This is a genomic window from Roseofilum sp. KMC-1 (genome assembly GCF_057802075.1).
In genome coordinates this window covers 680,738-704,186 of the sequence record NZ_CM173605.1, presented here as the reverse complement: position 1 = coordinate 704,186, position 23,449 = coordinate 680,738, and the positions used below count along the sequence as shown (strand labels likewise).

Below are 23,449 nucleotides of genomic sequence, written 5' to 3'. Positions count from 1 at the left end.
CTAGCGGTTAACCGGCTCTAGGCGGATGAGCTGGCCGTTTGGTGCATCCGTCAGCACATAGAGCATCCCATCGGGACTTTCTCGGATATCCCGTACTCGCTGACCGATCGCGATCGACTCCTGATTTAAAACCTTGCCCGACTCGTCTAGCTCGATACGGCGAATATCTTGAGATACCAAACCTCCAGCAAACAGATTGCCTTGCCATTGGGAAAAGCGCGTCCCCGCATAAACAGCCAAGCCAGAGGGAGCAATGGAGGGAGTCCAGATTACTTTAGGGTCTATCATCCCCGGTAGGGAAGTTTCTGGAGAAATCAGCCCGCCCGAATATTCCCGACTGTGGGTGGCTACTGGCCAGCCATAGTTTTTACCGGCTTCCACCCAATTGACTTCATCCCCTCCGCGAGCGCCATGCTCCGTCGCCCAAACCCGGTTGGCGATCGCCTCAAACGCTAATCCTTGGATATTACGATGGCCATAGCTCCAAACTTCTGGCGCTGCCTCAGCATCATTGACAAAAGGGTTATCTGCTGGAATTGAACCATCGTCATTGATGCGGATAATCTTGCCCAGATGACTGCCGAGATTTTGGGCTTGTTGGCGGATGAATTGCCCCTCAAGTTCTATAGGAGGATTGCCCCCATCGCCAATGGACGCTAACAGCGTACCGTCGGGCAACCAGAGGAGACGGGAGCCGAAATGCTGTCCTCTGGATTTGGTTGGGGATACTTCAAAAATGACTTGCCAATTGCTCAGGGAGCTGCCATCAAAGGTGGCTCGCGCGATCCGAGTTCGGTTCTCTGAAGGAGTTCCATGAGCATAGGTGAAGTAAACCAGGCGGTTGTCTACAAAGTCTGGATGCAGGGCAATATCGAGGAGTCCCCCTTGGCTCTGGGCAAAAACTTCGGGGACTCCAGGAATCGGTGTGGGATCGAGGACACCCTCTCGGACAATACGCAATCGTCCTGATCGCTCGGTAATCAGAATGGAACCCTCTGGCAGCCAAGTGAAACCCCAGGGATGTTCTAGGTTTTCTACCACTGTGATCCTCTTAAACTCTGGATTGCCAGTAGATGCCATTTCTGATGGGGCTGGGGTATCGGTGGCGGATTCCTCCATGGGGATTGCAGTTGGAGCTTCTGATTGCACTTGCGTCGTACATCCCGTTATGCCTAAGAAGGCGATCGCCGATCCAATCGCAAGGAGATTGCAGGCTTTTGTGATTGTAGGAAGTTTTCGATTTCGAGCGATTGGAAACATCATGATCTTCCGCGAAATGGTTACTGGGTCGGAAGGATGGCTTAATTTTTCTTCAGTCTAGCGCAACGCCACAGTTGTACAATTCAATTAGATGTCACACCATAAGGGATAAAGCAAAGCCGATGACTACCCTGAGCCTAATCATTTTAATCTTAGGAATCACCCTGGCAATCATGACTTTTTTGTTCATTTTCCGGATTGTTCTCACCTGGTATCCTCAAGTCAATCTTAATAGTTTTCCCTTTAATGTCGTCGCTTGGCCGACGGAACCCTTTTTAAGTCCCTTACGCCAAGTCGTTCCCCCCCTAGGCGGTGTTGATATTACTCCTATTATCTGGGTGGGGATTTGTTCTTTGATTCGAGAATTGCTCATTGGCCAACAAGGGTTGTTGAAAATGATGCTCTAAGCGAGAGATCTCCCTTGAATGTCCGCTTTTAATTTTTACTGAATATGACAATTCTCTTTCGGAATGCACGAATTAAGCTCTCTGCTGGAATGCTATTTTGGCGAGAAGTGGGTCAGGGAACCCCGATTATTTTTTTACATGGCTCCTGGGATGAGGGGGGGCAATGGGTGGGGGTGATGGAGCGGTTGGGGGCAGATTATCAGTGTTTTGCTCCCGATTTACTGGGATTTTCGGAGTCGGATCGGCCCAATGTTCATTATTCAGTGAATTTGCAGATAGAGTGCTTACAGGAATATTTCCAAGCTCTGAAATTAGACTCGGTTTATCTGGTGGGCCATTCCTTGGGGGGATGGATTGCGACGCGCTATGGTTTGGCCCATCCAGAACAGGTGAAAGGCTTGATTTTATTGGCTCCGGAAGGGGTGGATGTACCGGAGTTAAAAGACCGATGGAAACCAGCGTCTTGGTTGGTGGGGCCGAAATCTTTTTGGGTGCAGTTACTGAAGGTGGTGTTACCTGTGGCTCGATGGATAGGGAAGGGGAAACCGATAGAGGCGCTGTTAGAGCGGCGATCGCATTTTCTGCAATTTTTCCCCGCTTGTCAGATGCTGTTTTTACGCAGAGCTAAGGAAATTCAGGCAGAATATGTCCAGGATGAGTTGCCTACTCTCAAGGTTCCGAGTTTACTGCTATCGGGTTTATCGAGCCATAGCGATCGCCCGGAAATTGACCGGCTTAACCAAGTTTATAGCCAGGGAGTGCCCAATCTAAAAGAACAAACCTTACCTACGGGAGATCCAGATTGGCCGCGCAGTCATCCGGATGCGGTAGCCCAAGCGATTCGCGACTTCATTGAGGCGATCGAAACTGATCAAAAACCATCCAAGGGCTTGACATAAAAAAATGAAATCCATAATAATAGTAGATTGTGCGATCGCTTGAGAGAAAGACCCTTGGCTAACGTTATCGTAATAGGTGCCCAGTGGGGCGATGAAGGAAAAGGAAAAATCACTGATTTACTCAGTAAATCAGCCGATGTTGTCGTCCGCTATCAAGGCGGAGTCAATGCTGGACACACGGTGGTTGTCCAGGGTCAAACCTTCAAGCTGCACCTGATTCCCTCTGGGATACTCTACCCGGATACCGCTTGTATCATTGGGGGGGGAACGGTGATCGACCCCAAGGTACTGATTGGAGAAATCGATCAACTCCATCAGCTCAATGTCTCCACAAAACAGTTGATGATTTCCGAAACGGCCCACATCACCATGCCTTACCATCGGCTCATCGATGAAGCTTCAGAAGAAAAACGGGGAGAACACAAGATTGGAACGACTAAACGCGGTATCGGCCCCACCTACAGCGATAAGTCAGAACGGACGGGTATTCGGATTGTTGACCTGATGCAACCGGATATTCTCCGCAAACAACTGCAATGGACGGTTGAATACAAAAATGCTCTGATCGAAAAACTCTATGATTTGCCTCCCCTAGACCCCAAATCTGTCATTGAGGAATACTTAGAATACGCCGAACGGTTGCGCCCCTATGTGGTGGATAGTTCCCTGAAAATCTATGAGGCGATTAAAAAACGCCATAATATTCTCTTTGAAGGGGCCCAAGGAACTCTCCTAGATTTAGACCATGGAACCTATCCCTATGTGACTTCCTCTAACCCCATTGCAGGCGGAGCCTGTGTGGGGGCTGGGGTTGGCCCTACCATGATTGACCGGGTGATTGGGGTGGCGAAAGCCTATACTACCCGTGTGGGAGAGGGCCCCTTCCCCACAGAACTTAAAGATGCAGTTGGGGAAGAATTAGGGGATGTGGGGGCTGAATTTGGCACAACTACGGGTCGCCCTCGGCGCTGTGGTTGGTTTGATGCGGTGATTGGTCGGTATGCGGTGCGGATTAATGGACTCGATTGTTTGGCGATTACCAAACTCGATGTTCTGGATAATCTGGATGAAATTAAGGTCTGTGTGGCCTATGATATTGAGGGCCAACGGTGCGAAAATTTTCCCACCAGCTCCCGGATTTTTGCCAAGTGTAAACCGATCTATGAAACGCTGCCAGGGTGGAAACAACCAACGGCTGAATGTCGTACTTTGGAGGATTTGCCAAAAGCTGCCTTAGATTATCTTAAATTTCTAGCAGAACTGATGGATGTGCCGATCGCTATTGTTTCGATAGGAGCAAGTCGCGATCGCACGATCATCGTTGAAGACCCCATCCACGGGCCCAAACGGGCCTTACCAAAAGATTGGGTTTAGAGCAACGTCCTTCTAGGACGGCTGGCAACTAACTGCCCGGCCCAGATCTGAGCCGGGCAACCGTTCAACCTGAGTTAAAATCAACACTGAAACAGAGATTATGGAACTTACTATTGAGTGTCACCAAAGAGAAGCGGGAACTAAACCCAGAGCCTTGCGCCGTTCTGGATTTACCCCGGCTAATTTATATGGCCATAAGGGCAATGAATCGATTTCTTTGACCGTGGATGATAAGACGGTACAAAATCTGCTCAAAAGTGCTGTGGTCAACAATACCCTGATTAATATTAATATCCCGGAACTCTCTTGGAGTGGTAAGGTTCTATTGCGGGAAGTGCAACGCCACCCCTGGAAAGGTTTTCCTTATCACCTGAGTTTCTTTTCGATTGCTTCTCAAAAGAGCGTGGAAGTGGATGTACGCTTGAATTTTGTGGGAGAGGCAATTGGGGTGAAACAATCGGGTGGCTTGCTTGATTCTCCCATTAGTGAAGTGCGGGTTCAATGTCCTCCCAATAGAATTCCGGAAGCTATTGATGTGGATGTGAGCGATCTGCCGGTTGGAGGATCTTTAGCAGTTAAAGATCTAAATGTGCCTGAAGGGGTCAAGATTATGGCCGAACCCAAGCAACTGGTGGTTACTGTTTTGGCTTCTAGGGTGACTCGGAAAATGGCAGAAGAAGATAGTAAAGGTTAGAGAGTGTTTTCTGACACTAGCCTTTTGGGGGCGGATTTCGGTTCGCCCTTTTTTTGCGTTATTCCCTGTTCATAAATATCAATCATGGAGGATCGAGAATGAGCATGAGTCATCAATTGGATGTTTTTGGTGTTGGTAATGCGTTGGTCGATGTGTTGGCTTTTGTGGATGACTCGTTTATTGCTGAACGGTCTTTGGAACGTGGGGTGATGACTCTGGTAGATGCCGAAGCTCAGGGTAAAATTCTGGGGGGACTCCAGGGCGATGACTTGAAATTAAGGTCTGGAGGTTCTGCGGCTAATACGATGATCGCGATCGCTCAAAGTGGAGGTACAGGATTTTACACGGGTAAAGTGGCGGCAGATACTAATGGCCAGTTTTACGCCCAAGATATGAAAGCGGCTGGGATTGAGTTTGAAGTGGCTCCTTCACCCCCAGAAAACGGCCCCACGGGTACTTGTGTGGTGTTGACTACCCCAGATGCAGAGCGCACCCTATGTACGAATTTGGGGGTTTCTAGCACTCTTGCTCCCAGTGATATTGATGTGGAGAAGCTCAAACGCTGTCAATATAGCTATGTGGAGGGTTATCTCTGGACAGGGGACGATCCGCGAAAAGCGAGTATTGAGACCATGGAGCAGTCTAAGCGCCATGGGGTGAAGGTGTCTTTTACGCTTTCCGATCCGTTTTTGTTGCACAGTTTCCGCGATGATTTCCGCCAAGTGGTGACGGACTATTGTGATGTGCTGTTTTGTAATGCGGATGAAGTTCGTCAGTTTTTAGACCTGGAAGACTTGGAGGCTTGCGCCCGAAAAGTCGGAGAAATGGTCGATCTGGCCTTTATTACGGATAGTAAGAAAGGGTGCTTAGTGGTACAAGATAAACAGATCATTACGGTGGAAGGATTTCCGGTTAAGCCTCTAGATACGGTGGGTGCAGGGGATGCTTTTGCTGGTGGTGCGTTGTATGGACTTACTCATGGCTATAGTGCGCCGCAAGCGGCTCGGTGGGGGAATTATCTGGGATCGGCGATCGTACAGATTCAAGGGCCTCGGTTGGAAAAAGCACCTGTGGAACAGATGGCCGCTATTCTCGGATCTTAACTGAAGGGGCTGGCTATTTCCCCTCTTTTGGAATCGTCCCAAACAGAGGGGTATGCAAGGGGCGATCGCCAAAATCTGTAAACTTTCTTAAATTATCTCATTCAACCCTTGCCTAAATTACGAACTATCCGTTAAACCAAAAGAGCAAAACTTACATCATATGCAGAACAGTCCATGGATTGGCTCTCAGACCCAGTAACGCTCTCGCGCATTCAATTTGCTTTAACGGCAATTTTTCATATGCTTTGGCCCGTCCTCACTACAGGAATGGGCATTTTTTTAGTGATTCTCGAAGGACTCTGGCTGAAAACCGGCAATCCAGACTATTATCGTCATTGCCGATTTTGGGCTAAGATTTATGTCCTCAACTTCGGTATTGGTGTGGCTTCTGGACTGCCGATGGCCTTTCAGTTTGGCATGAACTGGGCCCCTTTTTCGGAAGCGGTGGGGGACTTTTTTGGTACAGTCCTCGGTTTTGAGGGAACGATGGCTTTTATGCTCGAAGCCAGTTTCCTGGGTATTATGCTGTTTGGTTGGGAGAGAGTTCCCCCAGTGATTCACTACATCGCTACGATTTTGGTGGCCTTTGGGGCGAATTTATCCACATTCTGGATTTTATCGGCCAATTCTTGGTTGCAAACTCCCGCAGGGGGTGAGTTTATTGATGGCAAGTTTGTGGTGCATGACTTTTTTGCAGCTATTGCTAACCCGTTTATGGTTAACAGTTTCCTGCATATGTTTTTCGCTACTTTGGAAACTTCCCTGTTTGTGATTGGGGGGATTAGCGCTTGGTATCTGATTAATGGCCGTAATGTGGGCTTTTTTAGCAAATCTCTGAAAATTATTTTAGCTGTGGCGATCGCTGTTGCTCCCCTACAAATCTTCATGGGTCACCTGAGCGCTGAACAAGTGTATCACTATCAGCCTACTAAACTTGCTGCCATGGAAGGTCAATGGGAAACTATTCCCGCCGGGGAAATGGCTGGATGGAGTCTAGTCGCTATTCCCAATGGAGAAACTGAAAGTAATGATTGGGAAATCAAAGTTCCCTATGCTCTCGGTTATCTCCTAGAGATGAAACCCAAACTCTCTGAACCGGTTTATGGACTCAAAGAATGGGCCTATGAAGACCGTCCCCATATGGTGGGATTAGTTTATTACTCTTTCCGTATTATGATTGCGATCGGCCTATTTTTAGCCGCTTTAGCCGCAGTCACCCTCCTACAATGGCTCCGAGGACAACTTTCAGAAGCCAAAATCACCGCTCAAAAATGGCTTTTACGAGCCTGGATTTTTGCCGCTCCCTTGGGCTATCTGGCCGTAGAAACGGGCTGGATTGTGCGCTGTGTAGGACGACAACCCTGGACAGTTTATGGGCAAATTCGCACCGTAGATGCTGCCTCTAACCTCCCTCCTGGAGAAATTTTGACTTCTTTGGTGGGAATTACCAGCATTTACATCTTTTTCCTGGGATCTGCGCTGTATTTTGGCAGTCGCATTATTCGCAAAGGGCCAAACTTAGAGATTCCTTTACCTAGCAATGCTCAAAGTCGAAGCTCTGAACCCTCACCGGTAACGAGTAATTAGCCCATTTTAAGAGCAATCCTTAAAAGCGATCGATTTCAGCTATTAATTTGACAGAAAATTCAGGAAAATCCTCAGTTTTTCTGTCAAATTATGACTATTCTATTGACAAAAAACTAGACAAACGTTATGATTTTGCGAAATATTAATTAGAAAAAAAATATAGAATGAATGGGTAACCCAGAGTTTAGTGTAGCGATTAGAACCTATAATGCGGAGAAATATCTCCCTCTCATTCTAGAAAGGTTGCGATCGCAAATCAACACAGAAAACATTTGCTGGGAAATTGTCATCGTTGATAACAACAGCACAGACAATACAGCCAAAATCATTCAAGAATATCAGTCAAACTGGCCCGAATCATACTCCCTAAAATATTATCTTGAACCCCGACAAGGAGCCAGTTATGCCCGGCAAAGAGCCATGCAAGAGGCCCAAAGTCCCCTAGTCGGATTTTTAGATGATGATAATTTTCCCTCTCCCGACTGGGTAGCTAATGCCTACGCTTTTGGAGTTGCCCATCCAAAAGCAGGAGCTTACAGTGGTGTCGTTCAGGGCATTTATGATGTAGACCCCCCACACAACTTTCACAGAATAGCCTCTTGTTTAGCAATCATAGAATGGACTGCCGAAGAACCCTTTTGTTTTAACTCACAAGATCCCCTGAAAAGAGGACTCTTACCCCCTGGAGCAGGTCTAGTGATCAGAAAACAAGCTTGGGTAGAAAATGTAAAAGACAACTTAGAATTGAAAGGCCCAGTCAAGGGGTCTTTAATGGCCAAAGGAGAAGATTTAGAAGCCCTTTGGTATATTAGAAAAGCAGGTTGGGAAATCTGGTTTAATCCCCAAATGCGGATTTACCATCAAATTCCTAAATATCGTTTGGAAAAAGAATACTTAATGAAATTATTACGGGGAGTTGGCTTAAGTCGTCATGTGACCCGAATGTTGGGACATCAACCCTGGCAAAGACCATTAGTTATTCCCTTATATATGGCCAACGACTTGCGTAAAGCTATCCGTCACCGTCTTAAATATGGAAAAGAGTTAGAAACCGATATTGTAGCCGCTAGTGAAATGGAAATGTATTGGGGGAGTCTCGAAAGTCATTTGAAAGCTTTAGGGGAATTTTTGAACTGGGAAAAAGCTAATAAAAATGATTGATTATGAAATCAGAAGAGATCTTAGTTAGTATAATTATTAATAACTATAATTACGGCAGTTTTTTGAGAGAAGCAATAGAGAGTGCCTTGGCTCAAACTTACTCGAATACTGAAGTGATAGTTGTTGATGACGGTTCCACCGATAACTCGCGAGAGATTATTAGCAGTTATGGAGCCAAAGTCATCCCCGTATTCAAAGAAAATGGAGGCCAAGCATCAGCTTTCAATGCCGGTTTTTTAGCCAGTAACGGACAAATCATTTGCTTCCTTGATGCCGATGATTATTATGGGGCAGAAAAAATCACTAAAATTCTTGAAGTTTTCGATAAATACCCGGAAGCAGGTTGGATTTTTCACGATTTAGAGGATGTAGACGCTAACGGTTTACCCTTGAAAGAAAAACGAAAACGTCGCATCAATGAATTTCGATTCATCGATCTGCGCGAAGTGGTATTGAAGGGGAAAAAGCTAACTTATTGCTTTACAGCCACAAGCGGTTTGTGCTTTAAAAGGAATATTATCGAGCAAATATTGCCCATGCCTGAGCAGTTTTTTATTTCTAGCGATTCTTTTGTTAGGTTTGTAGCAATTTATTTATCTCCTGGGGTACTTTCTCCAGATAGACTTGCAGTTCATCGCTGTCATGGTAATAATTTATATGCCTTTAGAAAAGATTTAGGAGTTGAGAGAGCTAAGTTAGGAATTAAATCAGCATATTATCTCAAACATGAGTTTCCTGAAATTCAAAAATTTGCGGATAATCACTTTGTTTCTTCTTTCGTTCAACTGATAATTGCGACGGACTCCAAGGAATCCTTCGATCTCCCTGAAACTCAACTATATTTTAAAGAAAATTCAATCTTGACTTACCAGTTAAAATTATGGTTCAAAGTGGGTTGGATTTATCTTAAAAACAAAATCAGACAACTCCTAAAGAGTAATTAAAAAAAAGCCTTATGATTTTCAAGCGATCGCCCAAAACAAAGTTCAAAAATATACTCCCAGATTTTGCACAATATTTGGTTAATAATCAAATGTTAGAAAAAAACTTTTTTTATCCAAGATATGAGCAGTATCTCAAAGATTTTGAAAACCAGTTACCTCCCCTCAAGTCCAATGATGCTAAGATTGTGAAAGACCTAAGACAACATGGAATTTCTGTTACTTCTTTGTCAGAACTAGAAATACAGAACACCACTGATTTGACGATAGCAGCCAACCAAATCCTCGAAGAGCTAGAAGAGATTGCTAAAAAACAGAACATTCATTTTGCCGTTACATCCAATTTTCAAAAGCTGGTTAAATATCCCGCTCTATTTGAGTGGGGTCTTGAAGAAAGATTAATCAGTATTGCTGCCAATTACATTGGTTTGCCTATTGCCTATGACACTTTTATGTGTAATTTCAGTACCAATAATGGCAAAGAAACAGCAACAAGACTTTGGCATTTAGATAACGAAGACCGCAAAATGCTGAAAATAATTATTTACTTTAATGATGTTGATGATGAAGGCGGCCCCTTTCAATATATGCACCCAGAAGTTTCTGCACTACTGTTGAAAAAAGTTAAAAATAAATATAGATTTTTTTGTCATCAAGAAGTAGAAGATTTAATCCCTAAATCTGAACAAAATTGGTTGACAACTTATACCGGGCCGTCGGGAACTGTAATTATTGTCGATACGGCTCGTTCCTATCATCGTGGCAAACCTCCGACAAAATGTCCCCGCCGTGCAGTTAGTTTTGGCTATTTAAGCCGTCGTCCCCATCAACCTTTTCGTGCTGGTAGAAATCTGTTATCAAGGGAAGAATTATCTCAACTAACAGTAGGACTTTCTGAAGAAAAACAAGCTTGCGCGACTTGGCAAGATTCCCTTCCTGCTCTAGCGCGGTGGATTCCTAAATATTCATATGTTTAAATTTTTGTAAAAAAGAGGTCAATTAATTATGTCTATTGTCCGCGATGTAGCTACTTCTGTTTTTTCCTATATGTATGCCCGCAGTCTCAAAAAACAACATCAATATAAATCAAAAAAAGCTCAAATTAGAAACGATGTTATCCATTTTGAAATAGATGAGAAGGTCGGTTTGGAGGTATATTGGAAAAATCTTCAAGTAGCAAAAGGTCCGTCGCTAATATTTCATGCTTTTGGTTATGAAATTTTGAGATTTGATACCTATATTAACGGACAAGCTCACTGTCATATTCAGCTTGTAGAATGCAAAAAAAAATGTAAGTCCCGTTTGCTTTTGCCAGAAAAAACAGTTGAAGAGCAAATAGATCGCGCAATTTTTGAACTAGAAAACAATCTCTATTACTGGTTGCAACGCCATCCCGATCGCCAAATTCAGAGTTTGCAAATTGACCAAAATCGATTAAAGATAGGTACGGAAAAAGCTAAGGAAAAAATGCTGGAATTTGCAGAAAAATTAAAGTTGGGGTAAATTAAAGATGACTAACAAAAATCCACACCTATATCAAATCTTAGAAAATAATTGATTTTAAAATCGCTCAAGATTTCTATTAACAGTATTGAAATAAAAAAATCATGGTCTCAATCACACAAAGACTCGAAAACTGGACGTTACCTCATCAATTATGGAAAACAAGCGCTCCGCTTCCCACTCCACTGTTAGAAAGTGCAACAACAGTTATTAACAACCAACTCTATGTTTTTGGCGGTTTTACCTTTGGGTGGCAAGCAACCAAAGATGTATTTGTCTATAATCTCGAAGCCAACCAATGGACTAAATTGGGTGAAATGCCGACTGCTGTAACTCATGTTAATGCTGCTCTAGATGGGTCGCGAGTGTGGTTCGCTGGCGGATTTGTAGGCAATCATCCAGGCTGGATAACCGATGTAGTTTGGCGATATGATGCGATCGCCGATTCCTGGAAAAAAGGTATCCCACTACCTCAACCCCGCGCGGGTGGTGGTCTCCAGATTATCGATGGGAAACTGCACTATTTTGGTGGTTTTGCAGCAGACCGAGATACCACTTGTGGAGAACATTGGTTATTCCCGCTAGAGGGGGGAACCGAGTGGGTGGAAAAAGCGCCTCTGCCAAACCCACGCGGTCATGTTTCTAGCATTGCCATTGATGACAGAATCTATGCTATTGGCGGTCAGCATCGCCACGATACTAATCCAGTTGATGTGGATTCGGTTCATGTTTACAATCCCCTAAAAGATACTTGGTTGGAATTGGCCAGTTTGCCGGAACCCAGGTCTCATTTTGAACCCTCAACTTTTGGAGTCGATCATTACATCATTATTATTGGGGGCCGCAACAATCAAAATCCCCACTTATTAAGTGAAAAGCTCAAAGATCTATTTGCCCATGAAAATGACAAACTCATTGATGATTTTCCCCTACAAGTTTTTCTCGCATTGAAGCATTCGATCAAAGGTTCCAAGTATTATACAGATTTGCTGCCTAAAATTACTGTCTATGACATAAAACTAGATAGTTGGCTCGAACTGGCATCCTTACCCACTAATCTTTATGCCTGTGTTGCTAATGCAATAGGCAAATGGTTGGTTGTGACTGGAGGCGGTAGAAATAGACATAAAAACTTCCAGAGTAGAACTTTACTTAATCCAAGTTTGATAGATATGATTAAGACCAAACGGAGATTTTCCGACAGTTAGGGATGAATTAATGGTTAACATGGAACCCAAAAAAACGGTAATCATCTATCGCGACCAACTCATTCCCTATTCGGAAACGTTCATCCCCGCACAAGTCGAAAATTTGTCATCCTATCAAGGTTTCTACGTCGGCAGCTCGCGCTTCCCCACTGCTCAGTCAATGCTGCCCCAGGAGAGAACCATTGTTCTCGGTGACTTGGCATCTCCTCCCGGTTTCTGGAAAACAGCCTATAAATTAACGGGTTTCATCCACCCGCGCTGGCTCAAACCTTTACAAGATTTATCTCCTCGTTTAATTCACGCTCATTTCGGTTTGGATGGAGTTTTAGCTTTGCCCCTGGCACGAAAATTAAATCTCCCGCTAATCGTCACTTTTCATGGGTATTATGCCACCGCAGAAATAGAAATTAATCCATCTAAAAGTTTATACGAAAATACTAGAGACTTTGTGAAAAATAGAGGTCAATTTTATCGAGAATTATATTTTAAAAATCGCGATCACATCTTTCAACAAGCGGACATTTTTATCGCAGTTTCAGAGTTTATTCGCTCTCAACTTATCGAAAAAGGATGCCCCCCAGAAAAAATAGCAGTGAACTATATTGGCATAAATATTCATCGATTTAGCCCTAATACCGAATGCAAACGAGAACCGATAGTATTATTTGTCGGCAGGTTGATAGAAAAGAAAGGATGCGAATATTTAATTCGAGCAATGGTAGAGGTTCAAAAGCGTATGCCTGATGTGGAATTGGTGATTATTGGTGATGGTGTTCTTAGAGCTTCTCTAGAAGATCTAGCCAGCCAATTATTAAAGTGCTATCGTTTTCTGGGAGTACAGTCCTCTGAAATAGTGAAAAATTGGATGCAAAAGGCTTCAGTATTAGCAGCTCCGAGCCTAACGACTTCCCAAGGAGAATCTGAAGGGTTACCGATGACAATTCTAGAAGCAATGGCGATGAAATTACCAGTAGTGAGTTCTGAACATGCCGGAATTCCAGAAGCAATTGTTCATGGAAAGAATGGATTTTTGATTTCAGAAAAAGATACCCCTACACTGACGAACTACCTCTTAGAACTGCTTCTTAATCCTCTACTGCAAAAGCAATTTTCAGAAGCTGGTCGCCGGGTTGTTGAGCAAAAATTTGACCAGCAAAACAATATTGGCGAATTGGAAAGAATTTATGGAAGGTTGGCGTTATCATGACTGATAGCAGGTTATGGGTATAGTATGGAACCGTTTCCTGTGTTAACTTGTTTTACCCTATCCACTCTGAACTTATGGAATCTCTAGAATATTTTCTGCCTCAACTGTGGTTTTTCATTCTGGGACTGTTTCTGTTCCTCTATGTCCTGTTAGATGGCTTCGATCTCGGTGTGGGTATTCTTTCGATCACTTCATCTTCCGAAGAAAAGCGATCGCTCCTGATGACCAGTTTAGGTAATGTCTGGGATGCTAACGAAACCTGGTTAGTTCTCATGGGTGGCTCCCTCTTTGGAGCCTTTCCCCTCGCCTATGGAACCGTCCTCAACGCCCTCTATCTGCCCGCAGTGATCATGGTAGTGGGTTTGCTGTTCCGGGCCGTTTCCTTTGAATTTCGGGAAAATTCAGAAAGCAAATGGTTCTGGAATTATGCCTTTGGTATCGGTAGTTTCCTCGCTGCCCTCGGCCAAGGATTTGCCCTAGGGACAGTGTTTGAAGGCATTGCTGTGGATGAAGCCGGCCATTTTATCGGCGGCCCTTTTGACTGGTTAACCTGGCGATCCATCTTAGTCGCCTTAACCCTCATTCAAGCCTATGTTTTAATTGGCTCCACCTATCTGATCATGAAAACCACAGGAGAATTGCAACAAACTCACTTCAAAACCGCTAAAATTGCCACCCTTAGTACCTTTGTCGGCGCACTCTTTATCACCATTAGCACGCCCATCTTCTATAATTCTGTACGCTCTCGGCTCTTTGAAGCTCCTCAAATTTACCTGTTCTCCCTGATTCCACTCTGTTGTATTTTGCTAGTTTTTCTCCTTTACCGTAGCCTGAAAAATCAACAGGAGTTCTCCCCATTTTTATGGACGGTATTGCTCTTCTTTACCTCTTTCCTCGGCTTAGGATTCTTGATTTTCCCCTACATTATCCCCCCTAGTATTACCATTTATCAAGCATCATCAGATACCAGTTCTCTGGTCTTTATGATCATCTTTGTGGGCTTCCTGATTCCCATCCTCTTAGCCTACACCCTTTACAACTACGTGGTCTTTAGAGGGAAAATCACCACAGAATCTTACGGAGAATAATCAGTAAAGATTTTACTCCGGGACAGAGGAAGAGGAACGCACAGACGCTGCCCCTTCCCCTGTCCCTAAAATTTTGATCTTTTCCTGGCAAAAACACGCCAATTGTGCTTTAATAGTAAGGTTGTCTCAACACGCACATCTAGGCGGTTCGGGTGTTTCCCTTGTGGAAATCAATCCACCTAGATGGAGGATAAACCCGAAAGGAGAATAAAAATCTATGCCCGTTGTTTCCCTCGCTCAGTTATTAGAATCTGGAGTTCATTTCGGACACCAAACCCGTCGCTGGAATCCCAAGATGTCCCAGTACATCTACACCTCCCGCAACGGCGTACATATCATTGATCTGGTGCAAACCGCCCAGAAAATTGAAGAAGCCTATCAGTACATGCGTACCATGTCTGAGCAAGGCAGAAAAGTCTTATTTGTGGGAACCAAGCGGCAAGCGGCTGGAATTATTGCCCAAGAAGCCTCTCGTTGTGGTGCATACTATATCAATCAGCGCTGGTTGGGGGGAATGCTCACCAACTGGGCAACGATCAAAAATCGGGTAGAACGCCTAAAAGAACTTGAACGCATGGAAAATACTGGAGCGTTGGACTTGCGTCCGAAAAAAGAAGCTTCTGTATTGCGTCGGGAAATGGGTAAACTGCAAAAATACCTCGGCGGCATTAAAACCATGCGTAAAGTTCCCGATATCGTCGTGGTGATTGACCAACGGCGGGAGTATAACGCGGTTCAGGAGTGCCTGAAGCTCAATATCCCAATTGTAGCTCTGCTGGATACGAACTGCGATCCGGATACGGTGGATTATCCCATTCCAGCTAATGATGATGCCATTCGCTCTATTAAGCTGATTGTGGGTAAATTGGCAGATGCCATTTATGAAGGTCATCATGGTGAAGTGTATGTAGATGACTCGGATGATTATGCGGATGCGGAAGAAGACTTCGATGATGAAGATTTTGACGAGGATGAAGAGGAGGAGGAGAGCGAAGGCTAGAGATCTCCTTCAAGCCTTATCATAAAAGAGTAATCGGCCGTGCGTAAGCACTTTGGTGTAATCAAGAATCTGAATTAACATGGCAGAAATTTCAGCAAAACTGGTTAAAGAGCTACGGGAAAAAACGGGCGCTGGCATGATGGATTGCAAAAAAGCGCTCAAAGAAACCGATGGCGATATCGAGAAAGCCTCAGAATGGCTGCGTCAAAAGGGTATTGCCTCGGCAGGTAAAAAGTCCTCTCGCGTAGCGGCTGAGGGTTTGGTAGATAGTTATATCCATACTGGAGGTCGAATTGGGGTTCTGGTAGAAGTCAACTGTGAAACGGATTTTGTGGCTCGTGGGGAAGCTTTCCAAAGCTTGGTTCGCGATATTGCTATGCAAATTGCTGCTTGTCCGAATGTTGAGTATATCAGTGTAGACCAAATTCCGGCAGAGATAGCCGAGAAAGAAAAAGCGATTGAGATGGGACGGGATGATTTAGGCAATAAACCCGATAACATCAAGGAAAAAATCGTGGCTGGACGGATTGAAAAGCGCCTGAAGGAGCTAACTTTACTCGATCAAGTGTATATTAAGGATCAGACGAAGACGGTCGCCGAATTGGTGAAAGAAAAGATCGCTCAGTTAGGCGAGAATATTCAGATTCGTCGCTTTGCTCGATTTGTTTTGGGTGAAGGCATTGAGAAGGCAGAAAGCAACTTTGCTGAAGAAGTAGCTGCACAAGTGGCTGGTCAATAAGGGGTTTGAGGGTGGCTTAGGCCTCCCTACCCCGTTGGCTAGTCGTGAAGGCTGGCTTAGTTAGGGGCGTAATCAGTGCGCTCCTTTGCTATCTCAAGGTTTAATCTGTCGAAAACCCTAGAGTAAATGTGGAATTATGGCTAGACCCCTACAGCGAATCGAACGGGAGATCGAGGAGTTGGAAAGTGCGATCGCCTCTTTAGCAGAAGAATTTTATCAAATTTATGGCAACTACACCCAACATTTAGGGCAAGCGGTGCGCCAGCAGTTGATTTTAGCCAGTTATCAAATTTGTACCCAAGGATATCCTCATGAGTTTCTGGAACTGTCGTTAACGGGAAGACAACAGTTACAAGAAGCCATTAAAGATTTAGCTCAACGAGCAGAAGCAGAAGTTCGGGAAATGGTCACTCGCCCCCTAGAAGCGACTCTTGCTCTACCTTCAGAAGAAGAGGAAGAAGACACAGAAGATGCTCAGACCCAATGTTTACCCTTAAGGCGGGTGGAATCTGAGGAAGGCCAGCCGTTGATGAAGAACCCGGAAGCCTTAGCCCAATGGCAGCAAAACCTAGAAAAGCAGATCTTCAGGCGCTTAGAATCCTTCTCCCATGAAGTGAATCAGCTCTTGAGAAAAGCTAATATTTTTACTGAAGATGTACCGGAACCCTTGCTCGAATTGGCTAAACAAACCATGGGCGCTCAAGAGATGATCTCGCCGACTTTACCGAATATTTTAAATTTAGTCATTGAAGCAGAAACTTTCCTCAATCCTAGGAGAAAAGGAGACTTTAAGAGTCAAATTGAACTCTCTGAACGGTTACTCAAACAACATCAAGATGCGATTGCGCCGGTGATTATTGGCTTGCAGAAGGGAGATTTTGATGAAGATGAAGATGAGGATGAGGATGAGGATGGGGATGGGGATGAGGATCGCGATCCGATCGCCATTTTCCCCTTTTCTCTGCCTCTAAAGATCATGCTGATTAATCTGCGTCTATCGGATATCGAGTTTAGTGATGCTAGGGTGACGAGCTGCCGCAATCAAATTAGACATTTACAAGATCGCCTGCGCTCCAGGGGACAAGATTATCAGCGCAAACAAAAAGAATATGCGATCGCCCAAGCCGAAGCCGCCTGGCGATCGAGTTGGATTGAGGAGAGGGAATAGGTTGGGGGAATGGGGAGATGGGGCGAAAAATTTTTCGCCCCTACAACCTTTATGCTTCCGGTTCGGCTAACCCAAACACCCGGCAAAAGACCTTCTGCACCTTATATCCAGAATCAATAGACTCTAGGGGATCTTTCCGTAGACGGTGACGCAGACAGAGGGTAACCACTTTTTGAATATCCTCTACAGTAGCTTCCGTGCGTCCCTCAAACGCGGCCAACGCTTTAGCGGCGCGGTTAGTGACAATATCGCCACGCAAACCATCCACATCTAATTCCGAACAAACTTGGGAAATTTGCACCCGCAATTCATAATCAATGGTAACCGAAGAGAGACGCTCCCTAGCTTGTACCAATCTTTGTTGCAGAGCTTCCTGTTCAGTTTGACAGCGCTGTAAAAACTCCCTGGGATTACCATCAAAAGCAGAGCGCTCTTCCACAATTTTCACCCGTAGGGCTGGATCTTTAACGGTGCGAATTTCCGCGTGCATTCCAAACCGGTCTAGTAACTGGGGTCTGAGTTCCCCTTCTTCTGGGTTTCCCGAACCCACAAGGACAAACCGGGCTGGGTGACGGATGGAAATTCCTTCCCGCTCTACGGTATTCCAGCCACTGGCGGCAGAGTCAAGCAAGACATCGACTAAATGATCGTCGAGAAGGTTAACTTCATCTACATAGAGAATGCCCCGGTTGGCTTTCGCCAGTAGACCCGGTTCAAAGGCTTTCACCCCTTCCGAGAGCGCTTTTTCAATATCAATGGTTCCACATACTCGGTCTTCCGTCGCTCCCAGGGGTAGATCCACCATCATCACTTTGCGGCGGGCAATGGGAAGGGTTTCTTGGTGGTTTACTCGTTGTCTGACTTCATCACTCATCAATTCTTGATCGTGGGGATCACTGTTAAAGGGGTCGTCCGCAACGATTTCGATTTCGGGTAATAAATCTGCTAAGGCGCGGATAGTGGTAGATTTACCTGTACCGCGATCGCCCATAATCATCACTCCCCCAATTTTCGGGTCAATCACATTGAGCAGTAGGGCAAGTTTCATCTCTTCCTGTCCCACAATAGCAGTAAAGGGGAACACCGGACGGCTCTGCTGCACAGGAGATAAGGGGGTTTGAGGGGTTGAGTTCTGCTCAGGGGCGAGGACTGAATTCATAGGGTTACTTAGTCTATAGGTTCATTGGATCGCATCAGGAGGGCATAAACCCCCCTACTTATCTTCCCTGAAAAGGGCGCGGTTTTGAAGAGGATGGCAAAACTCAGGGCGATCTGCCGATCGCTGGAGGATTACGATAGAGTAGTTTTGACGCTCTATGGTGTACCCAGCCATGAATCCCCCTATGATGCAGTCTGCGCTTCGGATCACCACTAAGGTTTTGCCGGGCGATAAAGTGGAAATTCAGGTTCCCCCTGGTTCTGAAGGTCAAGAGGTGGAAGTTTTTGTCGTGTTTCCTCCTCCTGCTTTGGTCAACCGGTCTTCATTTGTGGCGTTTATCGAAGAATTACAGAATCAGCATCCTAAGCGTTCGGTGGAAGAAATTAATCATGATTTGATGATGGAAAGGAACTCATGGGACAGTTAAATCTGGATGTTTACCAACGAGTTTACCTAGATACGGCAATTGTCATTTATGTTGTTGAGTCTCATGTTTCTTATTCTGCTCGCCTACAACCCCTTTGGCACAAGTTTCAAGCTGGTGATATTGAATTAGTTACCAGTCAACTGACATTAATGGAAACTTTAGTGAAACCGATCAAAGAAAATAATCAGACGTTAGTTGGTAATTATAGAACTTTCCTAGAAGGGACGGGAATTGAATTGGTTGCTATTGATAAAAAAATTATCCTCAATGCTAGTCAATTGAGAGCTACTACCGCGTTAAAAACACCTGATGCAATTCATGCAGCAACTGCTATCTCTGTTCATTGTGATTTGTTTTTAACGAATGACCGTGCATTTGAAAATTTTCCAGGATTATCTTCGGTCGTGATTCTTGATGATATTATTTAATGCTCAATGAAGAAAAGTCCCACTATCGATGATTGGCCGTGACTTACGAACCGCTCCATCATAAATATCGACCGCAAACCTTTGCCCAGTTGGTGGGACAGGAGGCGATCGCCCAAACCCTCTCGAATGCGCTAAACCGGAATAAGATCGCCCCTGCATACCTGTTTACCGGGCCGAGGGGAACAGGGAAAACGTCGAGTGCGCGGATTTTAGCTAAGTCTCTCAATTGTATGCGGGCTGGGGGGCCGACGGCGACTCCCTGCGGTGAATGTGATATTTGTGTGTCCATTACCAAGGGGTCATCCTTGGATGTGATGGAACTCGATGCTGCCAGTCATACGGGGGTGGATAATATTCGGGAAATTATTGAGCGATCGCAGTTTTCCCCCGTGCAATGTCGGTATAAAGTCTATGTGATTGATGAGTGTCACATGCTGAGTACGGCGGCGTTTAATTCCTTGCTGAAAACCTTAGAAGAACCGCCCGATCGCGTTGTCTTTGTCCTCGCGACCACCGATCCGCAACGGGTGTTACCCACGATTATTTCCCGATGTCAACGGTTTGATTTTCGCCGTATTCCCCTGGAGTCCATGGTTAATCATTTAACTCATATCGCCAGTAAAGAGGCGATCGCCATTACCAACGAAGCCATCGCCCTTGTGGCGCAAATTTCCCAAGGAGGACTCCGAGATGCCGAAAGTTTACTCGATCAACTCAGTTTATTAGTCGGTTCCGATGACTTAACCGAAGTAGGATCGGAACAAGTTTGGGACTTAGTGGGATCGGTTCCAGAGCGCGATTTACTCCAATTATTACAAGCCATTAGCCAACAGAATCCTTCCCAAATTCTCGACCTAGCCAAACATATCTTAGATCGGGGACGAGAACCCCTAACCCTACTGCATAACTTAACTACATTTTACCGCGACCTACTCATTGCTAAAACCGCACCTAAGCGACAAGATTTAGTTGCTCTCACCGCTTCCACTTGGAAACAATTAATCGATCTATCTCAACACTTCAGTTTACCACAAATTTTAGCCGCTCAAACCCATCTGCAAGAGAGCGAAACTCAACTCAAAAATACCACTCAACCGCGCCTTTGGTTAGAAGTCACTCTTTTAGGTTTACTCTCAGCTCACCAGCCCCCAGTACAAGCCCCTCCTGCACCCGTAGTTAATACTCCTGCTCCTACCCCCAGCCTTTCACCTGCTCCTAAACCCGCCATTTCTCCACCACCACAACCGGTTGAACCCCCCAAATCTAATCCTCAACCCACGCAACAAATCCAAAACCCTGAACCGGTTACTCCAGTTAATACGGACAACCTAGATCGAGTTTGGCAAACAGTGATTGATAACTTAGAATTGCCCGGCACTAAAATTTTAATTTCCAAGCATTGCGTTTTATTGAAATTACAAGATAGTGCAGCTCAGATTGGGATTAATAAAAAAGGAGCAAAAAAATTAGTTGAAGGCGTTCAGCCTCAACTACAAGAAGCCTTCAAAAAAACCTTTAATCATCCCTTTAACTTGAAGTTTGAGCTTCTGGATGGCACAGAAAAAAAAATCCCTCTGAATCCATTAGCCCAAAAACCAGAGATTGAGCAAGCATCAGTTACTCAGCGATCGCCCGTACCTGTATCTGCACCCAGTTTAGAACAGGAAAAACAGCGAGAAAAACAGAAAGTAAGAGAAGCTGCCCAACAATTCGCCCACTTTTTTCAAGGAGAGATTATTGATCTTCCCGAAAAAGTCTCTTTACCCGAACCCGAAGCTTCATCTGCTGACTCTTCCTATTTAGAATCAGAAAATGAAGAGGATGAACTTGATTTTTAGTCAATCGATTGTCAGGCTAATATTCTAAGTGCTAAAACTAAAGCAGCAATCGTTCCCGAAACACAGAGATCGCCGCTAAAGACATAATTCATAACTTCAGCAATTGGAATAAAGACTAATTCAATCTCTTCTGTAATATCTAGGTTTTGCTCGCAAACTCGATCGATATTTTGGGCTAAAAATACATGAATTCCATTGGTATCTTTCGGAGGATTATCATAGAGAACCCCTAAAAATGTCCAATCCTGACTCTGATAACCCGTTTCTTCTTCCAACTCGCGTCTGGCTGCAACTTCGGCTGATTCTTCTGGCAGTTTAAAATGACCAGCCGGTAATTCCAGTAATACTTTTTCTACCCCATGGCGATATTGATGGACAAATAGTATATTGCCGTCTGAGGTAACAGGAACAATCATAGCAACTTCTGGACGAATGCTAACAAAATAATCATCAATAATGGTTTGGTTGGGAAGTTGCACCGTATCTTGGCGCACCTGACACCAAGGATGGTTAAAGGCTAGATGGGAGTATAGGATTTTCCAGGGTTGCGGGGAGGACATGGGAAATGGGGGAATGGGGAGATAGGGGGATAGGGGGATCTTACAAAGGTAAGTTATGATTGTTCACACCACCGAGCAGTTCTTTGACCGTGAACCTAGATCTGATTTTAGTCTTCTTTGTGGGCATGATTCCACCGACCTTATCCTTATGGATGATGCGTAAGGTCGAACTCCAGTGTCAACAGCGACATGAACGCATTATACAAGCCTATCGCGACCAACCCTTACACTCTCCAAGGGAGCGTTTATTCCATGATGGGCAGTCTTCCTTGGCTCCGGGAACTGGGATAGATACAATTATTGGCGATATTACTTGCCAATATAACGCGCGATCGCCCTATCTGAGATGTGCCATTAACCCCCATGGCCCTTGTCAAGACTGTTCCCATTATCAACCCACCCAAAAAGACCAGGACTTTCGAGGGTCTAAATCTTGAATCGGAGTCGGTTTTTACCTGCACTCCCCCAACCGGTTTGGATTTTAGCCGCAGGTCGTCTACTCTCCCAAATTGGTATTGGGTTTACCCTGTTTTATGCCCCCATTTTCTTTGTCAATCAAGTGGGACTTTCCGCCACTCAGGTCGGCTTGGGCTTAGGAAGTAGTGCCTTTTCTGGCATTCTAGGACGGTTTCTAGGGGGCAATTTCACGGATTCTCCCCAATGGGGTCGCCGCCAAACCCTCTTGTTATCAGCTCTAATTTCGGCTTTTGCGGATGTCGTTTTAGCCCTAATTATCGATTTTCCCACCCTGGTTTTGGGTAATTTGTTGATGGGTTTAGGCAGTGGATTATACTGGCCGGCAACGGAGACCGTCGTGGCCGATGTCACGACTTTAGAACAGCGCAATGAAGCCTTTGCCCTCACTCGACTAGCCGATAGTTTGGGCTTGGGATTTGGGGTACTTTTAGGGGGGTTATTACTTCAAATGGGCTTAAATTTTCGCTGGCTATTTGTGATGGATGGGTTATCTTTTCTGGCGTTTTTTGCTCTGATTTATACCGCCATTAAGGAAACCCGGCCCCAAAACAGCAAGCCACGACCCCAACAGGGTTCTAATTGGGGGATAGCATTGGGCGATCGCCAGTTACAAAAGTTTGCGATCGTTAATATTCTCTTTACGATCTATGTTTCCCAACTGCAAAGCACCTTACCCCTCTATTTCAGCAACTTTTTAGCCTCTGGTGGCTTTTCTCCCGCCCTCATTAGCAGCCTGTTTACCGGGCAAATTGCCTTTTTAGCCCTCTGTCAGTTACCCATTGCTCGCACCTTAAACCATTGGAGTCGTCCCCAAGGATTAATGCTATCCCTATCCTTTTGGAGCGCGAGTTTTGTTCTAGTCTGGATGACCGGTGGAGTCAATCAAGGGGCATTATTTTGGGCAATGAGTGCCTTAGCAGGGGTAGCCGTTGCTACAGCCCTCTATACCCCTTCCGCTTCTGGACTGGTGGTCGATTTAGCTCCAGAAGACTTACGAGGAACCTATTTAGCCATTAATGCCCAATGTTGGGCCATTGGTTATTTGATCGGCCCCCCTTTGGGAGGATGGGTATTAGACCAGTCTCGGATGATTGTAGATGGATTTTGGCTGGCGATCGCCTTCACGACGATCCTGGGTATCCAGATTTTACGATCCCTTGAAAATAAGTCATCAGTCATCAGTCATCAGTAACAGGAGATCCCCCCATCTCCCCATTCTCC

At 45.1% G+C, this 23,449-nt stretch carries 24 protein-coding genes; 21 read left to right on the top strand and 3 right to left on the bottom strand.

All coding sequences use genetic code 11. The features are described from left to right. The gene (locus tag AC3FZD_RS03440; RefSeq protein WP_488738785.1) at positions 1-1,263 is read right to left on the bottom strand and encodes a PQQ-dependent sugar dehydrogenase; all 1,263 of its coding nucleotides are present in this window, start codon (positions 1,261-1,263) and stop codon (positions 1-3) included. Positions 1,264-1,382: 119 nt separating this feature from the next. Here AC3FZD_RS03440 and AC3FZD_RS03435 point away from each other — a divergent pair, with 119 nt between their 5' ends. The 16 genes from AC3FZD_RS03435 (at position 1,383) to AC3FZD_RS03360 (ending at position 17,339) form a co-directional block, all read left to right on the top strand. Continuing rightward, the gene (locus AC3FZD_RS03435; protein ID WP_488738784.1) at positions 1,383-1,667 is read left to right on the top strand and encodes a YggT family protein; all 285 of its coding nucleotides are present in this window, start codon (positions 1,383-1,385) and stop codon (positions 1,665-1,667) included. Between the two features lie 44 nt (positions 1,668-1,711). Further along, positions 1,712-2,566 (top strand): alpha/beta hydrolase, encoded by an 855-nt coding sequence (locus AC3FZD_RS03430; RefSeq protein ID WP_488738783.1) that lies wholly within the window; start codon positions 1,712-1,714, stop codon positions 2,564-2,566. 54 nt (positions 2,567-2,620) lie between these two features. Continuing rightward, positions 2,621-3,940, top strand: coding sequence for an adenylosuccinate synthase (locus AC3FZD_RS03425; protein ID WP_488738782.1), 1,320 nt, complete (start codon positions 2,621-2,623; stop codon positions 3,938-3,940). A gap of 100 nt (positions 3,941-4,040) precedes the next feature. Further along, positions 4,041-4,634, top strand: a complete 594-nt coding sequence (locus AC3FZD_RS03420; protein WP_488738781.1) for a 50S ribosomal protein L25/general stress protein Ctc — start codon at positions 4,041-4,043, stop codon at positions 4,632-4,634. 98 nt (positions 4,635-4,732) lie between these two features. Continuing rightward, positions 4,733-5,737, top strand: a complete 1,005-nt coding sequence (locus AC3FZD_RS03415; RefSeq protein WP_488738780.1) for an adenosine kinase — start codon at positions 4,733-4,735, stop codon at positions 5,735-5,737. 174 nt (positions 5,738-5,911) lie between these two features. Further along, on the top strand, positions 5,912-7,324 hold the full coding sequence (locus AC3FZD_RS03410; RefSeq protein WP_488738779.1) for a cytochrome ubiquinol oxidase subunit I: 1,413 nt from the start codon (positions 5,912-5,914) through the stop codon (positions 7,322-7,324). Positions 7,325-7,492: 168 nt separating this feature from the next. Continuing rightward, on the top strand, positions 7,493-8,485 hold the full coding sequence (gene hpsE / locus AC3FZD_RS03405; RefSeq protein WP_488738778.1) for a hormogonium polysaccharide biosynthesis glycosyltransferase HpsE: 993 nt from the start codon (positions 7,493-7,495) through the stop codon (positions 8,483-8,485). Between the two features lie 2 nt (positions 8,486-8,487). Beyond that, positions 8,488-9,429 (top strand): glycosyltransferase family 2 protein, encoded by a 942-nt coding sequence (locus AC3FZD_RS03400; protein ID WP_488738777.1) that lies wholly within the window; start codon positions 8,488-8,490, stop codon positions 9,427-9,429. A gap of 11 nt (positions 9,430-9,440) precedes the next feature. Further along, positions 9,441-10,403: a phytanoyl-CoA dioxygenase family protein gene (locus tag AC3FZD_RS03395; RefSeq protein ID WP_488738776.1), complete on the top strand. Its 963-nt coding sequence runs from the start codon at positions 9,441-9,443 to the stop codon at positions 10,401-10,403. 28 nt (positions 10,404-10,431) lie between these two features. Continuing rightward, entirely contained in the window at positions 10,432-10,929 is a 498-nt protein-coding gene (locus AC3FZD_RS03390; protein ID WP_488738775.1) for a hypothetical protein, read from the top strand. Between the two features lie 104 nt (positions 10,930-11,033). Then, complete coding sequence (locus AC3FZD_RS03385) at positions 11,034-12,137, top strand: Kelch repeat-containing protein (protein WP_488738774.1); 1,104 nt, start codon at positions 11,034-11,036, stop codon at positions 12,135-12,137. Between the two features lie 103 nt (positions 12,138-12,240). Continuing rightward, complete coding sequence (locus tag AC3FZD_RS03380; RefSeq protein WP_488738773.1) at positions 12,241-13,344, top strand: glycosyltransferase; 1,104 nt, start codon at positions 12,241-12,243, stop codon at positions 13,342-13,344. A gap of 74 nt (positions 13,345-13,418) precedes the next feature. Beyond that, complete coding sequence (cydB, locus tag AC3FZD_RS03375) at positions 13,419-14,432, top strand: cytochrome d ubiquinol oxidase subunit II (RefSeq protein ID WP_488738772.1); 1,014 nt, start codon at positions 13,419-13,421, stop codon at positions 14,430-14,432. Between the two features lie 217 nt (positions 14,433-14,649). Continuing rightward, on the top strand, positions 14,650-15,432 hold the full coding sequence (gene rpsB / locus AC3FZD_RS03370) for a 30S ribosomal protein S2 (protein WP_488738771.1): 783 nt from the start codon (positions 14,650-14,652) through the stop codon (positions 15,430-15,432). Between the two features lie 79 nt (positions 15,433-15,511). Then, the gene (gene tsf / locus AC3FZD_RS03365) at positions 15,512-16,171 is read left to right on the top strand and encodes a translation elongation factor Ts (protein ID WP_488738770.1); all 660 of its coding nucleotides are present in this window, start codon (positions 15,512-15,514) and stop codon (positions 16,169-16,171) included. Positions 16,172-16,307: 136 nt separating this feature from the next. Beyond that, a complete protein-coding gene (locus AC3FZD_RS03360) occupies positions 16,308-17,339 on the top strand; it encodes a hypothetical protein (protein WP_488738769.1) in 1,032 nt (343 codons plus the stop codon). A gap of 49 nt (positions 17,340-17,388) precedes the next feature. Here AC3FZD_RS03360 and bchI read toward each other — a convergent pair whose 3' ends face one another. Then, positions 17,389-18,498: a magnesium chelatase ATPase subunit I gene (bchI, locus tag AC3FZD_RS03355; RefSeq protein ID WP_488738768.1), complete on the bottom strand. Its 1,110-nt coding sequence runs from the start codon at positions 18,496-18,498 to the stop codon at positions 17,389-17,391. A 184-nt stretch (positions 18,499-18,682) separates the two neighbouring features. On the opposite strand from bchI, the gene AC3FZD_RS03350 reads away from it, so the two are divergent. The 3 genes from AC3FZD_RS03350 to AC3FZD_RS03340 are packed head-to-tail and all read left to right on the top strand — an operon-like array spanning position 18,683 to position 21,191. Further along, positions 18,683-18,925, top strand: coding sequence for a hypothetical protein (locus AC3FZD_RS03350; RefSeq protein WP_488738767.1), 243 nt, complete (start codon positions 18,683-18,685; stop codon positions 18,923-18,925). After that, a complete protein-coding gene (locus AC3FZD_RS03345; RefSeq protein ID WP_488738766.1) occupies positions 18,913-19,353 on the top strand; it encodes a type II toxin-antitoxin system VapC family toxin in 441 nt (146 codons plus the stop codon). The genes AC3FZD_RS03350 and AC3FZD_RS03345 overlap by 13 nt, the downstream gene beginning before the upstream one ends. Positions 19,354-19,391: 38 nt before the next feature. Continuing rightward, a complete protein-coding gene (locus AC3FZD_RS03340) occupies positions 19,392-21,191 on the top strand; it encodes a DNA polymerase III subunit gamma/tau (RefSeq protein WP_488738765.1) in 1,800 nt (599 codons plus the stop codon). 11 nt (positions 21,192-21,202) lie between these two features. Here the strand turns inward: AC3FZD_RS03340 and AC3FZD_RS03335 are convergent, their stop codons facing one another. Further along, the gene (locus AC3FZD_RS03335; RefSeq protein ID WP_488738764.1) at positions 21,203-21,751 is read right to left on the bottom strand and encodes an NUDIX hydrolase; all 549 of its coding nucleotides are present in this window, start codon (positions 21,749-21,751) and stop codon (positions 21,203-21,205) included. An 89-nt stretch (positions 21,752-21,840) separates the two neighbouring features. Here AC3FZD_RS03335 and AC3FZD_RS03330 point away from each other — a divergent pair, with 89 nt between their 5' ends. Together AC3FZD_RS03330 and AC3FZD_RS03325 are read left to right on the top strand one after the other, a co-directional pair. Continuing rightward, positions 21,841-22,188: a DUF6464 family protein gene (locus AC3FZD_RS03330; protein ID WP_488738763.1), complete on the top strand. Its 348-nt coding sequence runs from the start codon at positions 21,841-21,843 to the stop codon at positions 22,186-22,188. Beyond that, the gene (locus AC3FZD_RS03325) at positions 22,185-23,420 is read left to right on the top strand and encodes an MFS transporter (RefSeq protein WP_488738762.1); all 1,236 of its coding nucleotides are present in this window, start codon (positions 22,185-22,187) and stop codon (positions 23,418-23,420) included. Before AC3FZD_RS03330 ends, AC3FZD_RS03325 begins: the two co-directional genes overlap by 4 nt. Positions 23,421-23,449 lie beyond the last annotated feature (29 nt).